Annotated in this window: 23 protein-coding genes and 1 pseudogene; 8 read left to right on the top strand and 16 right to left on the bottom strand. The window is 69.6% G+C overall.

The window, feature by feature from the left end; all coding sequences use genetic code 11:
- Positions 1 to 37: 37 nt before the first annotated feature.
- The 4 genes from ACFY29_RS26580 (at position 38) to ACFY29_RS26565 (ending at position 3,586) form a co-directional block, all read left to right on the top strand.
- Positions 38 to 727, top strand: coding sequence for a DUF1062 domain-containing protein (locus tag ACFY29_RS26580; RefSeq protein ID WP_386990519.1), 690 nt, complete (start codon positions 38 to 40; stop codon positions 725 to 727).
- Positions 728 to 865: 138 nt separating this feature from the next.
- Positions 866 to 1,438 (top strand): GNAT family N-acetyltransferase, encoded by a 573-nt coding sequence (locus ACFY29_RS26575; RefSeq protein ID WP_386990517.1) that lies wholly within the window; start codon positions 866 to 868, stop codon positions 1,436 to 1,438.
- Positions 1,439 to 1,755: 317 nt separating this feature from the next.
- Positions 1,756 to 2,511 carry a helix-turn-helix domain-containing protein gene (locus ACFY29_RS26570; protein ID WP_386990515.1) on the top strand — a complete coding sequence of 252 codons (756 nt, stop codon included), beginning with the start codon at positions 1,756 to 1,758 and terminating at the stop codon, positions 2,509 to 2,511.
- Between the two features lie 112 nt (positions 2,512 to 2,623).
- Positions 2,624 to 3,586: an alpha/beta hydrolase gene (locus ACFY29_RS26565; RefSeq protein ID WP_386990513.1), complete on the top strand. Its 963-nt coding sequence runs from the start codon at positions 2,624 to 2,626 to the stop codon at positions 3,584 to 3,586.
- A 170-nt stretch (positions 3,587 to 3,756) separates the two neighbouring features.
- Here the strand turns inward: ACFY29_RS26565 and ACFY29_RS26560 are convergent, their stop codons facing one another.
- Entirely contained in the window at positions 3,757 to 3,972 is a 216-nt protein-coding gene (locus ACFY29_RS26560) for a hypothetical protein (protein ID WP_386990510.1), read from the bottom strand.
- Positions 3,973 to 4,026: 54 nt separating this feature from the next.
- Complete coding sequence (locus ACFY29_RS26555) at positions 4,027 to 4,629, bottom strand: TetR/AcrR family transcriptional regulator (protein WP_386990508.1); 603 nt, start codon at positions 4,627 to 4,629, stop codon at positions 4,027 to 4,029.
- 65 nt (positions 4,630 to 4,694) lie between these two features.
- Between ACFY29_RS26555 and ACFY29_RS26550 the strand changes: the two genes are divergently transcribed.
- Both ACFY29_RS26550 and ACFY29_RS26545 read left to right on the top strand, forming a co-directional pair.
- Complete coding sequence (locus ACFY29_RS26550) at positions 4,695 to 5,033, top strand: hypothetical protein (RefSeq protein ID WP_328414845.1); 339 nt, start codon at positions 4,695 to 4,697, stop codon at positions 5,031 to 5,033.
- Positions 5,030 to 6,001 carry a zinc-binding dehydrogenase gene (locus ACFY29_RS26545; RefSeq protein ID WP_386990506.1) on the top strand — a complete coding sequence of 324 codons (972 nt, stop codon included), beginning with the start codon at positions 5,030 to 5,032 and terminating at the stop codon, positions 5,999 to 6,001. The genes ACFY29_RS26550 and ACFY29_RS26545 overlap by 4 nt, the downstream gene beginning before the upstream one ends.
- A gap of 679 nt (positions 6,002 to 6,680) precedes the next feature.
- On the opposite strand, the gene ACFY29_RS26540 is transcribed toward ACFY29_RS26545, so the two are convergent.
- Positions 6,681 to 7,136 carry a GNAT family N-acetyltransferase gene (locus ACFY29_RS26540; RefSeq protein WP_386990504.1) on the bottom strand — a complete coding sequence of 152 codons (456 nt, stop codon included), beginning with the start codon at positions 7,134 to 7,136 and terminating at the stop codon, positions 6,681 to 6,683.
- Between the two features lie 216 nt (positions 7,137 to 7,352).
- A complete protein-coding gene (locus ACFY29_RS26535) occupies positions 7,353 to 7,955 on the bottom strand; it encodes a GNAT family N-acetyltransferase (RefSeq protein ID WP_386990502.1) in 603 nt (200 codons plus the stop codon).
- Between the two features lie 470 nt (positions 7,956 to 8,425).
- Here ACFY29_RS26535 and ACFY29_RS26530 point away from each other — a divergent pair, with 470 nt between their 5' ends.
- A complete protein-coding gene (locus tag ACFY29_RS26530) occupies positions 8,426 to 8,995 on the top strand; it encodes a DUF1349 domain-containing protein (protein ID WP_386990500.1) in 570 nt (189 codons plus the stop codon).
- 197 nt (positions 8,996 to 9,192) lie between these two features.
- A pseudogene (locus ACFY29_RS26525) lies at positions 9,193 to 9,387 on the top strand (hypothetical protein); the annotation flags it as partial.
- Between the two features lie 99 nt (positions 9,388 to 9,486).
- Here the strand turns inward: ACFY29_RS26525 and ACFY29_RS26520 are convergent.
- The 12 genes from ACFY29_RS26520 to ACFY29_RS26465 all read right to left on the bottom strand — a co-directional run bounded on the left by ACFY29_RS26520 (position 9,487) and on the right by ACFY29_RS26465 (position 19,711).
- Positions 9,487 to 10,692 (bottom strand): low temperature requirement protein A, encoded by a 1,206-nt coding sequence (locus ACFY29_RS26520; RefSeq protein WP_386990498.1) that lies wholly within the window; start codon positions 10,690 to 10,692, stop codon positions 9,487 to 9,489.
- Between the two features lie 313 nt (positions 10,693 to 11,005).
- A complete protein-coding gene (locus tag ACFY29_RS26515; RefSeq protein ID WP_386990496.1) occupies positions 11,006 to 12,028 on the bottom strand; it encodes a C40 family peptidase in 1,023 nt (340 codons plus the stop codon).
- A 134-nt stretch (positions 12,029 to 12,162) separates the two neighbouring features.
- Positions 12,163 to 12,315: a hypothetical protein gene (locus ACFY29_RS26510; protein WP_386990494.1), complete on the bottom strand. Its 153-nt coding sequence runs from the start codon at positions 12,313 to 12,315 to the stop codon at positions 12,163 to 12,165.
- A 203-nt stretch (positions 12,316 to 12,518) separates the two neighbouring features.
- The gene (locus ACFY29_RS26505) at positions 12,519 to 12,953 is read right to left on the bottom strand and encodes a hypothetical protein (RefSeq protein WP_386990492.1); all 435 of its coding nucleotides are present in this window, start codon (positions 12,951 to 12,953) and stop codon (positions 12,519 to 12,521) included.
- The gene (locus ACFY29_RS26500) at positions 12,950 to 13,396 is read right to left on the bottom strand and encodes a hypothetical protein (protein ID WP_386990490.1); all 447 of its coding nucleotides are present in this window, start codon (positions 13,394 to 13,396) and stop codon (positions 12,950 to 12,952) included. The genes ACFY29_RS26505 and ACFY29_RS26500 overlap by 4 nt, the downstream gene beginning before the upstream one ends.
- Positions 13,393 to 13,794, bottom strand: coding sequence for a hypothetical protein (locus tag ACFY29_RS26495; protein ID WP_386990488.1), 402 nt, complete (start codon positions 13,792 to 13,794; stop codon positions 13,393 to 13,395). The genes ACFY29_RS26500 and ACFY29_RS26495 overlap by 4 nt, the downstream gene beginning before the upstream one ends.
- Positions 13,795 to 13,914: 120 nt before the next feature.
- Positions 13,915 to 14,904, bottom strand: a complete 990-nt coding sequence (locus ACFY29_RS26490) for a DUF932 domain-containing protein (RefSeq protein WP_386990487.1) — start codon at positions 14,902 to 14,904, stop codon at positions 13,915 to 13,917.
- Between the two features lie 76 nt (positions 14,905 to 14,980).
- Positions 14,981 to 16,273: a MarR family transcriptional regulator gene (locus ACFY29_RS26485; RefSeq protein ID WP_386990485.1), complete on the bottom strand. Its 1,293-nt coding sequence runs from the start codon at positions 16,271 to 16,273 to the stop codon at positions 14,981 to 14,983.
- Positions 16,274 to 16,440: 167 nt separating this feature from the next.
- Positions 16,441 to 17,031 (bottom strand): hypothetical protein, encoded by a 591-nt coding sequence (locus tag ACFY29_RS26480; RefSeq protein WP_386990483.1) that lies wholly within the window; start codon positions 17,029 to 17,031, stop codon positions 16,441 to 16,443.
- 13 nt (positions 17,032 to 17,044) lie between these two features.
- A complete protein-coding gene (locus tag ACFY29_RS26475) occupies positions 17,045 to 17,773 on the bottom strand; it encodes a hypothetical protein (RefSeq protein ID WP_386990481.1) in 729 nt (242 codons plus the stop codon).
- Positions 17,774 to 17,863: 90 nt separating this feature from the next.
- A complete protein-coding gene (locus tag ACFY29_RS26470) occupies positions 17,864 to 18,553 on the bottom strand; it encodes a hypothetical protein (protein WP_386990479.1) in 690 nt (229 codons plus the stop codon).
- Positions 18,554 to 18,859: 306 nt separating this feature from the next.
- Positions 18,860 to 19,711, bottom strand: a complete 852-nt coding sequence (locus tag ACFY29_RS26465) for a replication-relaxation family protein (protein ID WP_386990477.1) — start codon at positions 19,709 to 19,711, stop codon at positions 18,860 to 18,862.
- Between the last annotated feature and the right edge of the window lie 131 nt (positions 19,712 to 19,842).

Raw genomic sequence — 19,842 nt, 5'->3', positions numbered from 1 at the left:
CTTTTCCCATGCCTTCCGTCAGGTCTTCAGAGAGATCATGTCTATGCGTCCTCATATCGTGCTGTCCTGGACCCTTCGGCGCACGCGCCTTCCCCTGCTCGCGTTCCACTGCGTCCACTGCCATTCCGGCCCCGCCAGCACCGGCGACGGGAAGTTCCGCGTCAATGCCGACGGCAAACTCCTCGACATCTGGCTCCTGGTTGCCTGCGTTTCCTGCGACCGAACCAGCAAAATCACCGTTCACGATCGCCTCCCGGTCCGGTACCTGGATCCGATCCTTCTGGAGGGCTACTCCGGCAACTCCTCTGCCCTCGTCGCCCGCGTCCCTCTCGACCCGCTGATCGCCCGGCGCAACCGGTTCGCCCTGGAGTGGGACTCATGCTGGGAACTGCTCGCCCCGTCCCCTCCCGAAAGCCCCTGGCCCGTCCAGGTTCCGGTCATCTTCGACGACCCCGTACCTCTTCGCCCCGAACGGCTCATCGCTCAAGGGGCTGGGTATCAGCTGCGGGGAGATCGCTCGCCGCGTCAAGATCGGCATTCCGCTGAACCGCAGAACTCACAGGGACCTCTCGTTCGTCCTGCCCAGAGCCGCCGCCGTGGGCCTGAGCCGGGGCGAGAGGCAAGGTGGCCTTGCCCCGGACTGCATCACGCGGCGGTCAGCGCGCGGTCGCTCATGACCGGGCGCGAACGAAGGTCAGGGGCGGCCCGATACCGGCGACGAAGGTGAACGTCCGGGTGCATACATCCGGACGTGCCGATGAGCGAGCACGTCGTTCCGCCCGCCCGCCGAGAAAACCCATTGCGAGTGGCCGGCACCGGATGTCTGGTTGATCGGCCACCAATCACAGGAGGGAACATGACGCCCATGTCGCTGCCCACCCCCACGCTGCACACCACTCGCCTTAGACTGCGTCCCTTCGACGACGCGGATGCGAACGACCTCTTCGCGCTGCACAGCAGCGCCTACGTGCTGCGCTACTGGGACGCGCCACCGTGGAGCGAGTGCGTGCGCGCCGAGCGGTTCATCACGGCTTGCCGGCAGATGGCAGAGGGGGGCACCGGGGCGCGGCTGGCCGTGGATCGTGACTCCGACGGGGCGTTCATCGGCTGGTGCAGCCTGAACCGGTGGAATCCGGACTACCGCAGCGCGTCGCTGGGCTACTGCTTCGACGATGAGGCATGGGGCCACGGATACGCGACGGAGGCCGCGCGCGCTTTGCTGCGGTGGGCATTCGACAGGCTGGACCTGAATCGCGTCCAGGCTGAGACCGATACACGCAACGTGGCATCTGCCCGCGTGCTGGAGAAGCTCGGGTTCGTGCGTGAAGGGACGTTGCGGGAAGACTGCGTCGTGAACGGCGAGGTCTCTGACTCGTGGGTCTACGGGCTGATCAGGCGAGAGTGGCGGCCGTTGTCCGAGCCGGTGCCCGCCCGCTGAGTTCTCGCTCCCTCGCGCGCAGTCGCCCGGCATCCGGCTGCTTCGCTTCGCTGCGTCGAGGGGTCGGCACCGGCACTCTCAAACCGCGATCCGCGCGCTACGCAGCGTCACGCCGAGCGGGCCCAGTTGCCGTCGGGACGCGGCCGCTGGTCAGGCTCGTGGGATCCGGACATGCCGATGTGCGGATGCACTAACCCGGAGCCGTCTGCGATGACACGTACGATCGTGACGTGCGTTCTACGGGGACGGTTCGCGTCGGTGTACCTACGTGGGACATCGCGGTCCCGATGCGGCCGAGTCGGCTGGCGGGCACCACCATGGCGGGGTTCAGCGATCGGGCCAACAGCTTCGTCGACGTTGAGGTGGTGCCGCATCCGGCCGTCATGATGGTCTTCGACCTCGGCGACCGGGCTCTGGTCGTCGATGACGGCAATGGGCGGGAACAACGAGGGTGTGTCGTCGCCGGACTGGCGCCCAACCGCGCTCGAGGGCAGGGCCAGGCTGGCAGCTTCACGTGCCTTCAGGTGCGGATGTCGCCCGTGATCGCACACATGGTCCTAGGTGCTGCGTCGGAGCTGAGCGGGGCGGTACTCAACCTCGACGACCTCTGGGGTGGCGACGCCGTGCGGACCCAGGAGCGGCTGCGCGCCGCCAAGTCGTGGGAAGACCGGTTCGCGATCGTGGAGGTCGCGTTGGCCCGGCGTCACGGCGCGGGCCACGCGGTCGATCCGGAAGTCGCGTTCTGTTGGGGACGGATGGTGAACGGCCGGGGGCAGACACGGGTCGAGCGGTTGGCCGCTGAGGTCGGATGGAGCCGCAAACGGTTGTGGTCACGGTTCCGGTCGCAGATCGGCATCACCCCCAAGCGCGCCGCCCAGCTCATCCGGTTCGATCACGCGGCCCATCGCCTCGCCGCTGGTCACGCCGCCGCCGCGGTGGCGGTGGATAGCGGTTACGCGGACCAGTCCCACCTTCATCGCGACGTCATGACCTTCACCGGGGTGACGCCTGGGGCGGTGGCGAGCGCGCCGTTCCTCGCCGTCGACGATGTCGCGTGGTCTGCCCGGCCGTGACGCAGCACTCGATCGGAGTCCGTGGCTGACGGCCCGGGAACATTCGTCCAATCCGCCGGCGGGCCCTGGCTGTGACAGTGGGTTCACAGCGTCGTTGCACCGCGGAGGACACATGAGAAGCAAGGCTCCACTAGGTACCCGCATCCTCAGGGACACCCAGGACTGGGAGGCCCTGAGCGACGATCAGGTGATCACCGCGCGTGAGAAGACCAATCGGGCAGCATTGTCCCGTGCCGCCCGGATCGTCACTGGCTTGCCCGACCGCCGCGCGCACATCAAGGAGACCAGGATCGATCTTCCTGGCCGCCGCCTGATGCTGCGCGTACACCGACCGAAGGACGCAGGTCGGAAACTGCCGCTGATCGTGTCGTTTCATGGTGGAGGCTTCATCGCGGGGACCGCCACACAGAACGACTGGCTCAACAGCCACCTCGCGGTCCGGTGCCCCGCGGTGGTCGTGTCGGTGGAGTACCGCCTCGCCCCGGAGCACCCGCTGCCCCAGCCGATCGAAGACGGCTTCGACACCCTCGTCCGGCTCGTCGAAGAAGCCGCCGATTGGGGCGTCGATCCCGGCGCTGTCGCGGTCATGGGCGAGAGCGCCGGCGGCACGATCGCCGCGCTCATCGCCTTGCGCGCCGGCAAGGACGGCCCACCGCTCCTTGCCCAGGTGCTGAACTACCCCGTCACGGACTGGACCGAGACCATGACCGAGTACTCGTCGATTGACGAGAACGCCGACAATCCCACCCTGCCGCTGTCCCGGTTGCGCGCAGCCCGCAAGCTGAGCGTCCCACCGGGCCTCGACGCTCGCGGCGTGTCGCCCCTCACGTTCGACAGCCTCGCCGGGCTGCCATCGGCACTGGTCGTCACGGCCGCGCTGGATCCGCTGGCCGACCATGGACGCCGCTACGTCGAACGACTCCGCGAAGACGGCACCGACGCTCACCTGACCTGCTACCCGAGGGCCACCCACACCTTCCTGAGCATCCCCGGTCTGGTGCCGGCCGCCCGGCCAGCGCGATGCGAAATCCTCACCTTCCTGCGTAGCCATCTCCACCCGGCTTCACGAGGATGACCAACCCTTAGAGCGTGTTTGAGATGGGCTGATCAGGTCCAGATGATGGTGCGGCGGGCTTGGCGTCGGGCGGGTCGACCCCGGGTGATGCGGCCGGCCGCCTTCGAGTGGACCACCAGGGACGACGCGGCGCCGTACCCGACGGTGCCGCGCCACCGTCCCCGCGCGGACTACGCCGTCCCGGCCGCGCGGCCGGCGACGATGTCTACCGCCTCGACCAGGCTCTCCGCGCCGGCCAGGCCCCGGTCGCGAAGCTCGTCGGGGTCGATCCCCGTGCCCGCACCACGTCGGCGAATTGCGCGATGTCCTTGCGCATCAGGCCGTAGGTGCCCGGCGATGTCCGGGGTGATCTCGGTGGCCAGCGCGCTCAGCACGAAGTGTGCCACTCGTGTTGGTTACGGCGATGTGCTGCCCGGCCTCGGCCGGCGCCGCGCAAGGGCCTAGGCCGCCGCCTCCGCCCGGATGCCGTTCAGCAGCAGGCGCAGGCCGTATGCGAATTGCTCGGCCGAGCCTGTTACCGGCAGTTCGGCACCCGGCGGGGCGCCTGGCAGCGCTGAGAACATCTCGCCGAGCTGGCGCCAGCGGGCGTCCGGCTCGCCGGCGGCGATGCTCATCGCGAGAGCCGCCGCGACGTACGCGATCAGGGCCTGTGTCGCTCGGACGACGTCGGCGGGCGAGAGCCCGGCCTCGGCGAGTGCGGCCGTCAGGGCGGCGGCGAGGCGGAGGCCGTTGTCCTGCAGGGGCGGACGGGCGGCGACGTGAGCGGCGATGCCGGGGTGCCGGAAGGCGGCCTCGCGCACCGCGGACAGGATGCCGCGTACCCGCTCGTCCCATGCGCCGGGGGGCACGGTGACGTCGGTGAGGGCGAGGTCGGCGACCGAGTCGAGCAGTGCGGTGCGGTCGGGAAAGTGCCGGTAGAGGGCCATCGGGTCGCAGCCGAGTTCGGCGGCGATACGTCGCATGGTCATCGCCTTGGGGCCCTCGGCATCGCCGACTCGAAGCGCCGCGGCGGTGATCAGCTCAGGGGTTAGGCGGCGTTGCACCCGCCCATCCTAACGCCTCGTCTACACCGTAGACAGCAGCGGTATCTCATGTCTACCATGTAGACATGAGCCCTACGCTTCTTCGCCTCGGCCGGATCACCGCCGTCGCCATCAGCGCCGGCACGCTTGCCTTCCTCGTGCCGAACTGGACCGCCGACAACCTCTTCCTCGTGCCCGACCTGCTGCTCTCCGCGACCCTGCTGGCGGCCGCCGCCCTGCCTGCGCGCCACGCGCGCACGGCGCTGCTCGCCGCATTCTGCTTCGCGGCCGGCGTGCTCATCACCGCCGTAGCGTCGTACGCGGTCCAGGGCCGGATCGGCATCGGCAGCCTGGTCGGGGCGGTCGCGGCCGTCGCCATGGGCGCGGCGTTCCTCCGCCTCCGGTCGTCGGCCGGCTCGCCGTGACCACCGCGCGCCGCCGCGTGGTCGTCGAACACGTCGGTGGCCCGGAGGTCCTGCGCGTCGTCACCGACGCCGCGCCGGAGCCGGGCCCCGGCCAAGTACGGCTGCGTGTGCTCGCGGCCGGGCTGGCGCGCGCCGACCTGCTCATGCGGGCCGGGTGCTATCCCGGCCCGGCGCCCCGGCCTCCGTTCGTCGCTGGCTGGGACGCGACGGGCGTAGTTGACGCGTGCGGGCCCGGCGCGGAGCCGTCGTGGGCCGGTCGGCGCGCCCTCGCGCTGACCCTTACCGGCGGCCATGCCAGCCACGTCGTCGTGCCGGAGTCTGGACTGGTGGCGGTGCCCGACGGCGTCGATACGGCCGCGGCGGCATGCCTACCGCTCAACTACCTCACCGCCTACGAGATGCTGCATCACGCCGCGCGGGTGCGGCCCGGCGAGCGGGTGCTGGTACATGGAGCCGCCGGCGCCGTGGGCACGGCCCTGCTGGACGTCGGTCGGCTGCTCGGCGCGGAGACGTACGGCGTCGCGCGGCCCGCGGACCGGCGGCTCGTCCAATCGTTCGGTGCGTCGCATGTGGACCGCTCCGGGTGGGAGCGGATGCGTGCCGACGTCGTGCTCGACCCTGTTGGCGGCGCCCACGTCCGGCGGTCGTTCCGGGCGCTGCGGCCCGGCGGGCGGCTGGTGGCCTACGGCTTCCTGGCCGACGGCGCGTCGCCGCTAGGCGGGCTCGCCCGGCTGCGGATGTGGGATGCGCTACCCAACGGCCGTCGCGCGGCTTTCTACCGGCTCAGCGTCGCCGCTCGGAGGAATCCGCGTCGCCTCAACACCGCCACCGCAGCGCTCGTCGCGGCGCTGGCCGCTGGCCGGCTACGCCCTGTGGTCGCCGCGTGCGTGCCACTAGACGCGGCCGCGGAGGCCCATCGCCTGCTTGCGGCCGGCACCCTGCGCGGCAAGGTGCTGTTAGCCCCGTGACGGCAGACGGCCCTTGTTAACGGCGAACGCGACAGTGTTCCTCCACCTAGGGCGAGCAGGGGCGTGCCAGCCCAGCGATCGGTGATACATCGTCTCCGGGGGCATGCCGGTCATCGTCCGAGTGTCTCCCGCCGCATCGCATGGCGTGCTCATAGCCGCGCACAGCGAGCCAGTTGGTCACCTGGATGGCCCACTGATCTAGCAATCGGCATGCCTCTGCGCCCGTCGAGCAGTGCGACTCGACTGCATGCGAGCGAGTGGAACGTCCGCAACTGCCGCGAAGCGCTCGTCACGGAAGGTAACCGGATCGCGGGTGCCTGCATCCGGACGTGCCGAGATGAGTGCGTTTGATCAAGGCAAGTCCGAGGGCATATTGGCGACGGTTCGAGGTGAGGCGCGCGAGGGATTCCCTCCGCGAGATTCGGAGCCACACATTCGTCTAGATCTGGATCCGCCGCGTCCCCGCTCGGCCCGTTTGGCGTGCAGGACCCGAGGTAGAAGGCTGAACATCACTGAATCGGATGCTACAGAGCTGGACGACCCGATCGAGCGGGCAGATGCCGAGTCCGATCGGCTCAAGGAGGAGGCGGAGCAACGCGCCGACCGCACCGCCCAGGTCGAACGGGAGCTCGAAGGCGACGAAGAGATCCCCCGGAGACCCTAACCAGGACCGGCCTCGTCACAGGTCTTTGGCCATGTTGCGGCCGGTCTCGGTGAAGCCCAACTGTTCGTAGAGGGCCCGGGCGCCGGTGTTGTGGGCGAAGACGTGCAGACCGATTCTGGTCAGCGCGTTGTCGTGGCACCAGCGCTCGGCGGCCAGCATGATCGCGCGGCCGTAGCCCTGGCGGCGTACGTCGGGTTCGACGGCGACGTTGTAGACGAACGCGTTGTCGTGTGTGACTTTCACCCAGAGAAAACCGACCCGGCGGTCGCCGTCGTAGGCGTACCAGAAATGGTGGTCGGGGGTGGCGGACTCGTCGGGAAGCAGCCGCGCGTAGGTGTCGGCGGCGTTGCGGGCCGCGTCGTGCGCCGACTGGCCCGACGCGGCAACGCTCTGCGCATAGTGCGCCTCGGCCTCGGCCCGCCACGGCTTGTACTGATCCTCGGTCATCGGCTCCAGCCGAATTTCCGCCATGATCGACAACCTACCGAGCCAAAAGCAGCCGCGCGCACTCGGGCCGCCGGTCCACGGCGACCCTAGCGTTACGCGCATGCGAACACGTGCCCGTCGTGCCGTCGACCGATTCAACGCCTGCCTCCTCGGCTTGCGGTCGTCGCCCCGGTTCGCCGCAGGCGGTCGGCCGCAGCCTCATCGTCGTCAGCTGCACCGGGCGGCGCTCCGGCACGACGTTCAGCGTCCCGGTCGGCTAGCGCCGGGCGGGCACCATTCGTCGGCGAGCATGGCGAAATCGAGTCTTGTCCTCCACTCACCCTTGAAAACCTCGTTGTGCACGAGTCGGGACTCCTGGCGCATCCCCAGGCGCCGCGCTATCCCTGCCGAGGCCTCGTTGCGCTCGTCGATCCGTGCCACGATCCGATGCAACCCCAGCACCTCGAAGCCGAGGCTCAGCACCGCACGCGCGGCCTCGGTGGCGTACCCGTGCCCCTGGAAGCCGGGATGCAGCACATACCCGATCTCGCCACCGCGGTGTTCGCGGCTGTGCCAGAAAAGGACCACATCGCCGATGAGTTCGCCCGTCGGGGCTAGTTCGACACCCAGTCTGAGTTCCTGGCCCTCGTCGGTGAGCCAGGTGCCAGCCCAGCGCGACGCCAGGTGTTGCTCGATGTCGGTGCGGGTCATCGGCTCGAAGGGCAGGTAACGGCAGACCTCCGCGTCGGCCCGGTAGGTGAGCAGGGCGTCGATGTCCCGGCCGGTCAGCGGGCGCAGGGACAGTCGCCGCGTACGCACGGGGTAGGCGGGATGTGACGGTGCCGGCCGCAGTTGATCAACCATAACATCATCATCGCAAGCCGGGGGGCGTGCACGGGTCGTGGCCCCGCAACGGACCGGCCCGCTCACCCTGCCGGGCGGTCACCGGGTTCCGGCGCCTGCCGCTGCCCCCGCGGCCGGTCGCCCGGGAGAAGCGAACCTCATAGGCGCAAGGCAGCCGGCTACGCCGAGAAGGACGGTCTTCCAGGTGCCGCCGTAGCTGGCGGATGGACGATGAGGAACTCGCTGTACTCGGCCGCCCGGTGCCTTAGGAAGCCACAGCTGCCCCAGTGCCGGTGATCGAGCCGTATCCGGATCTGCCGCCGACCGCGCCCGCCGGTCGTTGAAGGGCCCGTCACTGGCTGTAGCCGAAGGTTGCCGGCTTGGGCGTCCCATCATGCCGATGACCGGATGTGCCGTGCTGAGCGTCCTTCGAGATTGGACGGCGTCGTAAGGGTCTGCGCGGGGGCCGCCTGGCGATTACGCTCTCCGCCGTGCTGAAGAACATGTCGTGGTTGAACGAGCCGCGTGACTGGTCACTGGGGGACGGCGTCCTCCGCGCAGTCACGGAACTGAGGACCGATTTCTGGCGCGAGACGTTCTACGGCTGGACCACCGACAACGGGCACTTCTTCTACCAGCCGACGACTGGTGACTTCACGGCCGAGGTCATCGTGTCTGCCACGCATACGACACGGTTCGACCAGGCCGGCATGATGATCCGAGCCGACGAGCGCAACTGGCTGAAGGCCGGCTTGGAGGTCACGTCGGACGCTGTGCAGATCAGCACGGTCTTCACACGTGATTTCTCAGACGTGTCGATGGCGCCGATCGCGGGGGTTCCCAGCGAGGTCTCGATGCGAGTCACCCGCTTCGGCGCCGCAGTGACCGTGCACTGCCGCAGCGGCGACGGTCCCTGGCAGTTGTTGCGCCTTGGTTATCTCGACCTCCCCGCCACTGTGGACGTCGGCATCATGTGCTGCTCGCCGGAGCGTGCCGGTCTGCAAGCTACATTCCGGGACCTTCGGATCGGGCCGCCGATCTCCCGGGAAAACCTCGAGTAGTTCGGGCACGCTCTTGACGCGAGAAGCGAGATGGGCTTGTGCCCGTCGTCAACGTGGCCTCACGCCATAGCCGTGAGCCAGCTTGCTACGGACGGTGGCCCTTGACCCGCAGCTGAGCATCCGCTCATGCCGCGCTCCGCGTGCTACACAGCGTTACACCGAGCTAACGTGGATGCCGCTCAGACGTGTGTCGATGAGTGCACAGCCCGGCGGCGGTCCGGCGACCGTCGATCTGTGGCAATCAGCTCTCCGGCCACGACAACGTTCTGCCGCCTCTTGGCCGGGCCCTCGTGTATCGCCGTGGCCTGGCAAGATCGCTGCGGGAGGCAGCGTCATTGCAGTACACGTGGGTTTCGTCGGCTGGCGGACCGCTGCTTGTCGCTCCGCAATCGGCGCTATCGCTGTGGAGCGGTGCTGATAGCACCGATGGTGTCCTGGCGGGAGAGCCGCAGCCAGGCCTCCTGGACCATCCGCACATGAGGGCGCCGGTCTCAGCCCGAGGGCGTCACCGCCTCGGACCCCTGGGCCAGCAGCTCGTAGCAGGCCAGTGCGATGAGGAAGGCGGTGAGCAGGCCGAGCGCGGCCAGGGAGGGCATGCCTCGGGCCGCCGGCAGGAGGAGGAGGGCCACGCCGACGGCGACGAGTTGCGCTGTCGGGGCGGATCGGACGGCAAGCCGTAGGAACAGCAGTCGGCCGGTGAGGTAGAGGACCACCCCGCCGTACAGCGCGGTAGTCGAGGTCCAGTCCAACGGCTCCCCGAAGGGGTGCTGAGGCCGGTTGCGGGCCAGGTCGGCGAGGACCTGCTCGGTGCCCAGCGCAAGGTAGATCACCCCGGCGATCAGCGGTAGGAGACCCAGGCTGTACGCGTCGCTGGCTATCTTGTCGCGCCGAATCCCCGTCGCCTGCGCCAAGGCTTGGGCGGCGGCCGCTGCGGCGTTGGCGAAGTAGAGCCACCACAGGCACACCGTCATGCTGAGGCCGAGCAGCGCCGCTACCAGGACCGGCCAGCGGGCCACCGCCGTCCCGGCCCCGGTTCCCACCGAGATGAGGGACTCGCCAAGGGCGATGATGAGCACGAGGCCGTGCCGTTCGGCGAAATGCCTCGGGCTGCGTAGCGGCCACCCCCCGCGGAAGACGTAGGCGACGCGTCCGCCGCCGATGTCGATGACGAACGCCGCCGCCCACAGGAGGGTCTGCGCGGTGCCGCCCTGCACCGCGCCGAGGATGAGCGCTATCCAGCCCAGCGCCGTCGGGATCGCGAAGATGAGCAGTTTGGCGCGCAATTGCCGGTCTTCCGCCGCCGCGTAGAAGTAGAGGGCAAGTTGCACCGCCCGTATCACGATGTAGGCCACGGCCAGGGTCAGCGGTGCGTTCACGTCGCGACCGTGCCGCCAGGCATCGGGTATCACCAGGGCGGCTACGAAGATGGCAGCCATCGCGATCACCGTGCCGGCGGGGACCAAACCCGTGTCGGCGCGGGCCTGGTTGCCCAGCCAGGTGTAGGCCCCCCAGGAGATCATGAGGAGCAGCAGCAGGAGCATCCCCTGCGCCATGGACAGGAGCGTTGGTGGTTCCCCCATGAACGCGATGAGCCGGGTGAGGGCGAAGACGAACACGATGTCGAAGAAGATCTCGAACGTGGTCGCCCGGTGCGTCTCCTCGGTCAACACCGGTCGGGACCGGAAGGTACGCCTCATAGGCCCCTCTTCTTCGCCCACCACTCACCGGTACCCGATCGGCCGTCCGTTCTGGTCGGTGTACCGGGAGCCATTCGGGGTGACGGCGTCGACGGACAGACTCGCGTGCCCCAGGTAGGTACCCGGATTGGTTGGCATCACGCAGCTGTTTGAGGAACGTCCGGTCATGGCCGGACATCGATCCTGCGGAAAGTCTCTACGTAGCCGCGATCCGGAGACGCCGCGTCGGTCGGCTCTCGCAAACTTGGCAAATCCGCCATAGCGGCTGAGAAGATCGGGACAATCCGCCAGCGGTGATTCGACCCATCTGTGATCATCGGGTCTCGATACGACGAATTGCCGCGATGTCATCGATCCAGCTGCTCAACTTGGTGATCTTGACGATGTCGCCGGTTCTCAGGGCTTGGATGATGAGCCCGTTGCCGAGGTACATGCCAACGTGGCGGGGGTTGGCCATGGCGCCTTGGCTGCCGGGGATGAAGACGAGGTCGCCGGGTAGCAGAAGCGTCGGGTCGGCCACCGGCTTTCCGGCGTTGACCTGGTCGGTGGTGACCCGCGGGATGGAGATGCCGGCGGCCCGGTACGCCGATTGCATCAGCGACGAGCAGTCGCATTGTTTGTCGGGGTTACCGGAGTGCGGGTCGGTGCAGGAGCCACCGAAGCGGTATGGCGTGCCGAGTTGGTTCACGGCCCAGAAGATGGCGGTCGCTACGGCGGGTGGGGTGTTGGCGGGTAGCGCGAACCCGGCGGGTAGCGCGTTGAGGGTGTCGGTGGTGCAGGCGGCGAGGGTGTTGGTCAACTGCTTCACGAGGTGCAGGGCGTCGTCGGTCCACGTGGCGTAGGCGTCGGGGAACGCGGACAACTGGACGGCTTGCGCGGCCTGGGTGAGCGGCATCGTCTGCCAGCCGGGCACGGTCTGGAGCTTGTCGAAGAACTTGCCGGCCTGGTAGGCGGGCTCGGACAGTTGCGCGATGGTGCCCCAGCCTTGGCTGGGGCGTTGCTGGAAGACGCCGATGGAGTCGTGATCGTTGCGGCCGCCGAGGAAGGGCAGGTTGCGCAGGGCGGATTCCTGCATGGCGGTGGAGACGGCGACGATCCAGCCCCAGCGGGGTACGCCTTTGGCGACCCCGACGTCGATGATCGTGGCGGCGATGTCGAGTTGCTCGGTGTCCCATCGGCCGGTGCCGGGCGGCTGCCCGGAGGGGCGTAGGCCGGGCGGGGCGGCGATGGCGCATCCACCGGGGCCGCCGCCGGTGACGGAGGACAGCAGCAGGAGGGGCAGGCCGAAGCAGGCGGTGACGACGACGGCGACGACCCCGATGATGATCTTTGTCATGGTGATGACCTCTCGGGATAGCGAGAAGGATTCGGTCTGCGTGCGGGTGCGCGGCCGGAGGCCGCGACGTGCGTTCTAGAGGCGGTCGAGAAGGGGGAGTAGTTCGGCGTGGGTCTCGCGGAGTAAGTCGGCGATCAGGGTGCTGGCCGTGAACAGCGGGTGGCCATGTCGACGGGGGTGGCGTTGCGCCAGTCCAAGTGGCCGGGCTCCAAGCTGGGCACGTACCAGAGGGCCTTGGCGGCATCGAGGAACACGGCGCCGTTGATCTGTGGGGCGAGCAGGGTCATGGGTTGACTGGCGCAGGTGGCCAGGCAGTGGCACTCGGGGTTGTTGTAGATCGAGCGCGGCTGGCCGTGGTGGATCGGGCAGCGGCAGTCGCAGGCGCGCTCGTGGGCGTGCGGTAGGTGCGGCGCATAGATGTCTCCCTCGGTCGTGAAGCACGAAAAGGTCGTGGGCCGCCCACATGGGCGGCCCACCTTGAACGGTCGGGTCAGTCGATGGACGCGTCGAGGACGTTGGCGGCCTGGCGTAGCAGATGCCCGATGACGAGGCCGGCGTCGTAGACGTCGGCGCGGGTGTCGACCCTTGTGGCGTTGTCCCAGTCCCAGGTGCCGTTGGCCATGGCGGGGACGTGCCAGAGGACGCCGCCCTGGTCGAGGAAGAGTGCGCGGCCCCGCTGTTGGGCCAGCAGCGTGAGGGGTTGAGTGGCGCAGGTGATGGTGCAGGCGCAGCCGGGCTCGTTGTAGGTGGTGCGCGGCAGACGGTGGTGAATGATGCAGCGGCAGTCGCAGACCCTGCGCCACGGTGGCGTGTACGTCACGGGTTCCTCCGCACGGGGTGAATGCGCGTACGCCTCGGTCGCCGCCGTCGTAGGGGCGGCTTCCGAGGCGTACGCGGTGAGGACCGGGTGGTGCCAGGCCGTCATCGGGTCGACGGCGGGGTGCTGGAGATTGCGGGTGGTCCGAGGAGCAGGTCGTCCTGGATCTGCTGGGTCTCCTGCACGGTGAGCAGGTGGGCCGGCAGGCGGGGCACGTGTTCGCGCCAGGCGCGGTAGAGACGGTGGGTCCCGTCGATGAGCAGCGGGCCGGGCGGGTGCCCGCTGACGCTGAGCTGGCCCACGATCAACGGCTGGCTCAGGTCGGTGGTCATGGCGTAGGTCCGGTTGAGGGCGGTGCTGGTCGGGCCGATGAGGCTGGTTGCCCACCTGTTGGGGTTGTCGAGATGGGCAAGGCCATACGCGGCGGCCCACGCCGGCACGTCCAAAGGCCGGCTGTCGCGGGGCGACGCCGCGATCAGCGCCTGCGCGGCGTCGATCGAGAACACCCACGGCCCGAAGTGGAACCACTGAGGTAGCCGAGGGCCGGTCACTGGTGGTCCTTCTTCGCGGTGACGCGGGTGTAGATCGCGATGCAGCGCAGGATCAGCTCGTGTGACGGCAGGGTCAGCAGCCGTTGCCGCTTGTCGTCGCGGAGCTGGTCCCAGATGAGGACGGTGACGCTGGCCGACCACAGGTCGACGAGGACACCGTCGATCTTGGCGCGCTGCCGGTCGGCGACGATGCGCCGCAGTGTGTCGATGAGTCTGGGGTCTCCGGGTGGATGGTTGGCGTCGTCGGGTCGGGCGGCTTCGGGCAGCAGGGTGGAGCAGTCCTCGCAGGTGGACTCAATGCGTGGCGGGTCTTCGGTCTCCCACCGCTGGACGTCGGCGGCGAGCAGGCCACACACGGATTGTCGGAGGTCGCGGGGGTGGCGGATGTGGCCGATCATCGGCCGGCCGTTCCGTCTGATCCGCGCCACCTGGTGCTCGGCGGTGCCATGGGCTGTGTCCGTTCTCTGCGGGCCGGGGCAGCGGTCGGTGAACCGCTGCCCCGACGGATCGAGGTGCGGTCAGACCGTCAGCAGGTCGAAGGCGGCCACCTTCAGCTCACCGACGTTGCCGGTGAGCACCCGGTTGGCGCGGGCGAACTCGTTCTTGGCGGGCTGGTAGTGGTCGAGGTACTCGGTGATGGCCTGGTAGCCGGCCCACCTGCTGCCGGCGATGGCCTTCTGGGTGTCGGCCTCGCGGATCAGGTACTTGAGGGTGCCGAGCCGCTGCTTGGCGTTGTTGCGGGTCTGCTCGGACGCGTTGTCCTTGACCTGCCACACCTCGCCGACGACCTTCTCGAACTCGCGCATGGTCATCTCGGTCTGGAGCATCCGCTCGGCGGCCTTCTCGAAGGTCTCCATGTACGTCCACATCAGGCCCAGCGCCTCGCGGGCCTGACTGATCTGAGAGTTGACGTTGGAGGTGTGCCGGAACGTGTAGTGACCGACCGAGTGGGCGAAGGCCGCGCGCTGGGTGTTCGCGCACACCACTCGGATCGGGCTGGCGTCCACCCGCAGCGCGGCGGTGCCGTCATGGGAGGTCGTGCCGATCAGGTAGAGGTCCAGCCGGTCCACCCCGGCGATCTCCATCGCCGTAGGTAGCTTCATGGTGACGAACACCGACTTGCCGCGGCGGAGGCTGCCGGCGGTCTCGAAGTGGGCGCCGCCCACCTGATCGACCAGGCGATCGAGCATCTCGGCGCACTGCTCGTTCTGGACCACGGTGTAGTCGGTGCCGACGATGCCCAGGTACTCGGTATCGCCGGTGACGGGGTTGCGGCGCACGGTCATCCGCTTGTCGTCGGCGGGGATCTGCACCTCGACACCGTCGACGAGGTCGACGCCGACGGTGCGGATGGTGCGCACGCCCCAGTCGCCGAGCCGGGCGGCGGACATGATCTCCTCTGCCTTCATGGTGTCCTGGTTGACGGTGCCCAGCTGGTGCCAGGCCGACAGGCGGGCGCTGGCGAAGGCTGTCGTTCCGTCGGTGAACGTCTCAAGTTCGTGCGGCACGGGGTTCTCCTCTTCGATGTCCTGCGGGGCCGAGCGCATACGCTCGGCCCCCGCGATGGGTTGGGGATGGTGCGGGTCAGGACTGCTCGGCGTCGTTGTCGTCCTGGCCGGGGTGGCCCGCGCTGGTGCTCGGGGTGGGGTTCTGGCCGGGCTGGGCCGGGTAGACGAAGGTCAGCGGCGCATCGGAGACCAGGAGAATCCGGCCGGCGGCGGCGGCCTTGGTGCAGTTGTTGCGCACCGCCCCGGAGCTGACCGCGCGGCCGAGCTGTCCGCTGATGGCGGTGGCGATGTCCTGCGGGCTCATCGCCCGGCCCGGGTTCGCGGCCAGGACGTTGAGGGTCAGCTTCTCCAACTCGCCCCGGCCGAACGGCTGGCTGCCGTCGGCGTTGGCGCTCGCGTCGTCGCGGCCCACGCTCGCGGTGATGCCCGGCGTACGTTGCGGCGTGCGACGGGGCAGGGTGACGACGTGGGTCTCGCCGTCCGACGCGACGACGTGCAGCGTGCCGTCCGCCCGGATCAGGGGCAGCATCGCCGCCGTGGCGCTCGGCGCGGTCGCCAGGCCGCGGATGACCTGGTAGCACAGCGGGCAGCGGGGCGGCTCCGGGTTCGGGTCGACCTCGCTGGCCTTCGTCGGGCCCGGGATCCACCGTTCCGGCAGGCCGGGCAGCCGGCGGGCGGCGTCGGCCTGCGCCATCGCGGTCAGCAGCCGGGAGGCGGTCGGGTGACTGATACCGCTCTCGGCGACGATCACGTCGAGGGTCGCGCCGTCGTCGCCGTAGTCGGCCAGGACACCCTTGATGGCCATGACCTTGCGGTCTCCGGGTCGAGCGGGCTGCACGGCGGTGACCGTCGGTGCCTGCTCGTCCTCGCCACGCTCGGCGTCGTCGTCGGGTGTGTCGTCGGGGTCGGTCGCGTCGTCGCTGTCGATCTGGCTGCCGGGCTGGTCGGTCATCTCGGTGTCCGGCTTGTCGACGGCGGCGTCGCTGCCGTCGTCCGGTCGGTCGTTCTTGGCGTCGGCGCCGTGGACCGCATCGGTGAGCTGGTGGCGCATCTCCATATGCGGCTGGTCGTTCGCGTTGTCGGCGTCAGGGTCGCCGATGTCGCTCTCGTCGGCCGCGTCGGCAGGCATGAGGGCATCGGCGTCGCTCGGCGTAGCGAGGGTCCACCGGGCGGGGGTGCCCTCGGCGGGGTCGGCGCCGGTGTCCACCGCGACGATGACGCCGGCGTCGGCCAGGGTCTTGATCGCCTTGTCGGTGGTCGAGCTGGCCTTGCCGGACTTGTCGGCCAACTCGTGGAGGTTGCCCTGACCGAGGTCGGTCAGGGCGTCGAGGACGGCCTGCGTGGCAGGCGTCAGGGACAGGTGTTCCATCAGGGTTTCCCTCCGTAGGAACTGGTGGGGACGCCTGGCACGGTGGTGTGCCGGGCGGTGGTGCGTCGGGTCGCGGGCAGCGGTCGGTGCGGCAGGCGCGTGACGTCGTGCGCTGCCGAGGGGTGCGGCCCGGTGGTCGTGGTGGTGGGTGGTGCCGCGCCGGCCGGTCAGTGGCCGGGGACGGCCTCGTCGGCGGCGGCCTGCAGGATGTAGAGGCGGTCCTCGGTCGGATCGCGGTAGATCCCGGCGTCGGCGTGGGACAGCCACAGCGGGTTGACGCTGCCGGGCGGGCGGAGCCTGGCGTCGGACGTGCCGACCTTGATGTGGGTGGCGTGTCCGGCGAGGTTCTGTCGGCGGCAGGAGTCGGTGTGTGGCAGGACGACCAGGACCGTGTCACCGGGGTTGACGTAGCGCCGCCGCACCGACCGGCCCGGGTTCGCCTCGGCGTACGCGGCCCGCGCCTCGTCGCCGGTGAGGGTGTCGATCCAGTTGCGGGTGTACCGGTACTCGCGGGCCAGTTCCCTGATGGTCTCCACCGGGCTGGCGACCGTGTTGGTGGAACCGTTCAGGTCGTCGTCGTTGATCAGCAGGGTGCGCAGCCGGTCCACTACGAGCAGCAGCTCGGTCCGCAGGTGCCGCAGGGTGGCGGCGGCTTCGGGCAGGTGCGCGGCGGCGGGGATGGGGTCGGTGGCGTGTTGGTCGAGGGTGCGGTCGGTCGTGGCGGTGATCCAGCGGCTGATCGTGTCGAGGTGCGGCATGAGGTTCCCCGCTTCAGGTGGTGAGGTGGGCGAGTTCGGCGGGGTCGAGTTGGTTCGGGGTGCGGTTGCGCCAGGTGTCGGAGTGGCGCAGGTGCCACCAGCGCAGCAGGGACCGGCAGGCCGGGGCGAGGTCGTCGCACGCGGGCAGGGGATACGCCATCGTGGGCGGGGGCTGGTGCAGCGAGGCGATGTACGCGGTTGGCGTCCACCCAAGGGCGCTCTCGCTGACCTCGCCGATGACACGGTCCGAGTAAGGGATGTCGAAGGCGCTGGCGGCCTCGCTGTCGGGCACCACCAGCCAGGTGTCTGCCTCGCTTCGGTGCAGGGTGGCGACGCCGCGCGACGGATCATCGGGGTACAGCAGGAGGTGCCGCTGGTCGCGGTCGCCGATCGTTCGGTGGTTGCGCCAGGCGCGGTAGGCGGCAACGAGCATGGTTCCGAGGACGATGTGTCGCTCGCGGGCGACGAGCGCGTCGGTGAGGGCTTGGTGGTAGCCGGCCATGTGCAGGTCGGCGCGGGCGGCCAACCCCTGTCGCGCCCGCTCGGCGAGCCCACCAGTGCGGGCGAGGGCCTGGTCGAGCGTGGTGGTGCTGTCGGTGAACTCGCGGGCGGTTTTGTGTAGGACGCGGGCGAGGTCGCCGAGGGCGTCGAGGGTGGCCGTGTCGTGGCGCCAGAGGTGCTCGGGTAGGACGTCGTTGGTGTCGGCGGCGATGCGCCGCAGCGCGGGATCGGCCAGGAACACGAGGTTTCTCCTTCGCAGGCGGTCGGGTTGTGGGCATGGCGGGGACCGGTCGCAGCGGGGCTGCGACCGGTCCTCGGTGTGGTTAGGCGGTTAGGCGATCGCGACGGCGCACAGTCGTGCGCTGGAGCGCAGGCTGCGCAGGTAGCCGCATGCCTCGTTGAGGAAGCGGAACCGGTCGGCCACGGAGTCACTGGCCGGCATGAGTAGGCGGCCGTCAGTGGTGATCAGCGCGTCGCCGATCAGCGCGATGCGCCAGTACAGCCCGACGTAGGTGGCTTCGCCCGCCTGGTAGACGGACAGCTCGTACGGGTTGAAGGAGAAGGCGAGCATCGCCAGGACTCCGGGTTGCTGCTCGAAGCGGCGGCGGGCCTCGGCCAGGCTCACCTTGGTCGGGTCGGCGTGGTGCTGGGCGAGGTAGTCCTCGAAGGGACGGGCCGGACGGGTCGTCGCGGCGATGTGGGTGTGCCAGGCACGCCAGCGCAGGGCGGCGTGGTGAGCAGCCTTGGCCGCGGTGCCGGCGAGGTCGAGGCGACCCTTGCGGCCTCCGGCGGCCATGGTGAGCGCGCCGAAGCGGCGGGCGGCGTCGAGGAGGTAGTAGCCGAGGAAGCGGGTCAGCCAGCCGATGAGGCGGCGGTGGCGGACGTGGTAGCGACGGGCCGGGGTGCCGTTGACGTGCAGGAGATCGTTGACCTTCTCCGAGGCGGCGAACCAGTCGGCGTCCTCGCCGGGGGCGAAGCAAACGGTGACGACCGGGGCGGTGAGCGGCATGGACGTGGGCATGGCAGGTTGCTCCCTTCGGGCAGGAGTGGGCGTGGAGGGTGTGCGTCGTGGTGCCACCGGATCGCTGCGTCCGGGCCGGGAAGCTGCCGTGGAAGGCGCGGGGCATGGATCACGAGCCGACCGGGAGGTGGGCTGTGGGTGATCCCGCCGGCGCGGGCAGGTCCAGGGGACAGACGGGCGGCGGTGCGAGCAAAAGAAGAAGCTGCACCGTAGCGTCGCGACCTGACAGCACCAGCTCTGTCAGGAATGCCGTCCATGCCGCTGAGCTGCGCTGACAGGATTTCCTCGCGGGACTGTCAGGGTCTGTCAGAGCACGAAGCCGCTCTCGTCGTAGTTCGGGTTGTCTGCCACGGGCTGGCCGTGGTCGCTGGGCAGCTCGGTGAGCCGGACTCGGCCGGTGGCGCCGCCAGGAAGCCAGACCGCTTCGGCGGGGTCCGTGGCGTGGGTGGCGGTCGCGAGGGGAACGCTGTCGCGCCGGCCGCGCAGGAGCCGGTGCAGGTGTTCCTCACGGTGCTCGCTGCCGAGCCAGAACAGCACCGGGTAGCGGGGGCCGCCGCGGCGGATCAGCTGGATGTACCGGTCGAGCTTGGCCACCACCCGACCCAGCGGCTCGGTGCCGGTATCGGCCTCCAGGAAGAACCCCACCGTGGTGTCCGCGACGCTCCACAGGCCGTGCCCGTCGGCGGTGATGGTCCGGAACTGCCTGGTGGTCGTCGTCTCGGGCCACCACCGGTCCAGCCGCGCCTGCGGGTGCTGGCGGGCGTGCACGATGAGCCGGACGAAGAACTCGTTGGCCATGAGCAGGTGGGTTAGGTTCGGGTTGGCCGAGAGCCGGTCGACGCTTTGGCGGCTGGTGCGCACGGTGGGCTCGGGTCGGTGGTGAGCGGCGGCCTGGAACCGGTGCCCCTGGTGGCCGAGGGTCCAGTGCCACGGATGGCTACCACCCCCGGCGCGGGCGAACCGGAACCGGTCCAGCAGACCCAGGGCGGCCAGCTCGCCGAGCCGGATCTGGCAGGTACGGCGGGCGAGAAACAGCATGCGGTGGATCTGATCGGTGGTGAGGACCCGGTGGTCGTCGAGCAGCTGGAGCGGCCGACGGTCACGGCCGGTGATGTGGGGATAGATGGCCGGCAGGCTGGCCGGGCGCGATTGCGGCATAGGTGGTCACACCCCTGGAGAGAGAGTCCCGTAGGGAGTCTGGATGAGTTGATCTCGATTTCGGTCCTGGCGTCGGGTGGGTTAGGGCAGGTCAGGCACCTGACAGACCAGGTGCGGAGGGCTCGTGTGGG

This window comes from Micromonospora sp. NPDC000668 (assembly GCF_042897975.1).
Classification (GTDB): domain Bacteria; phylum Actinomycetota; class Actinomycetes; order Mycobacteriales; family Micromonosporaceae; genus Micromonospora.
The sequence above is the reverse complement of the archived record's forward strand: the minus strand, read 5'-3'. Positions and strand labels throughout refer to the sequence as shown.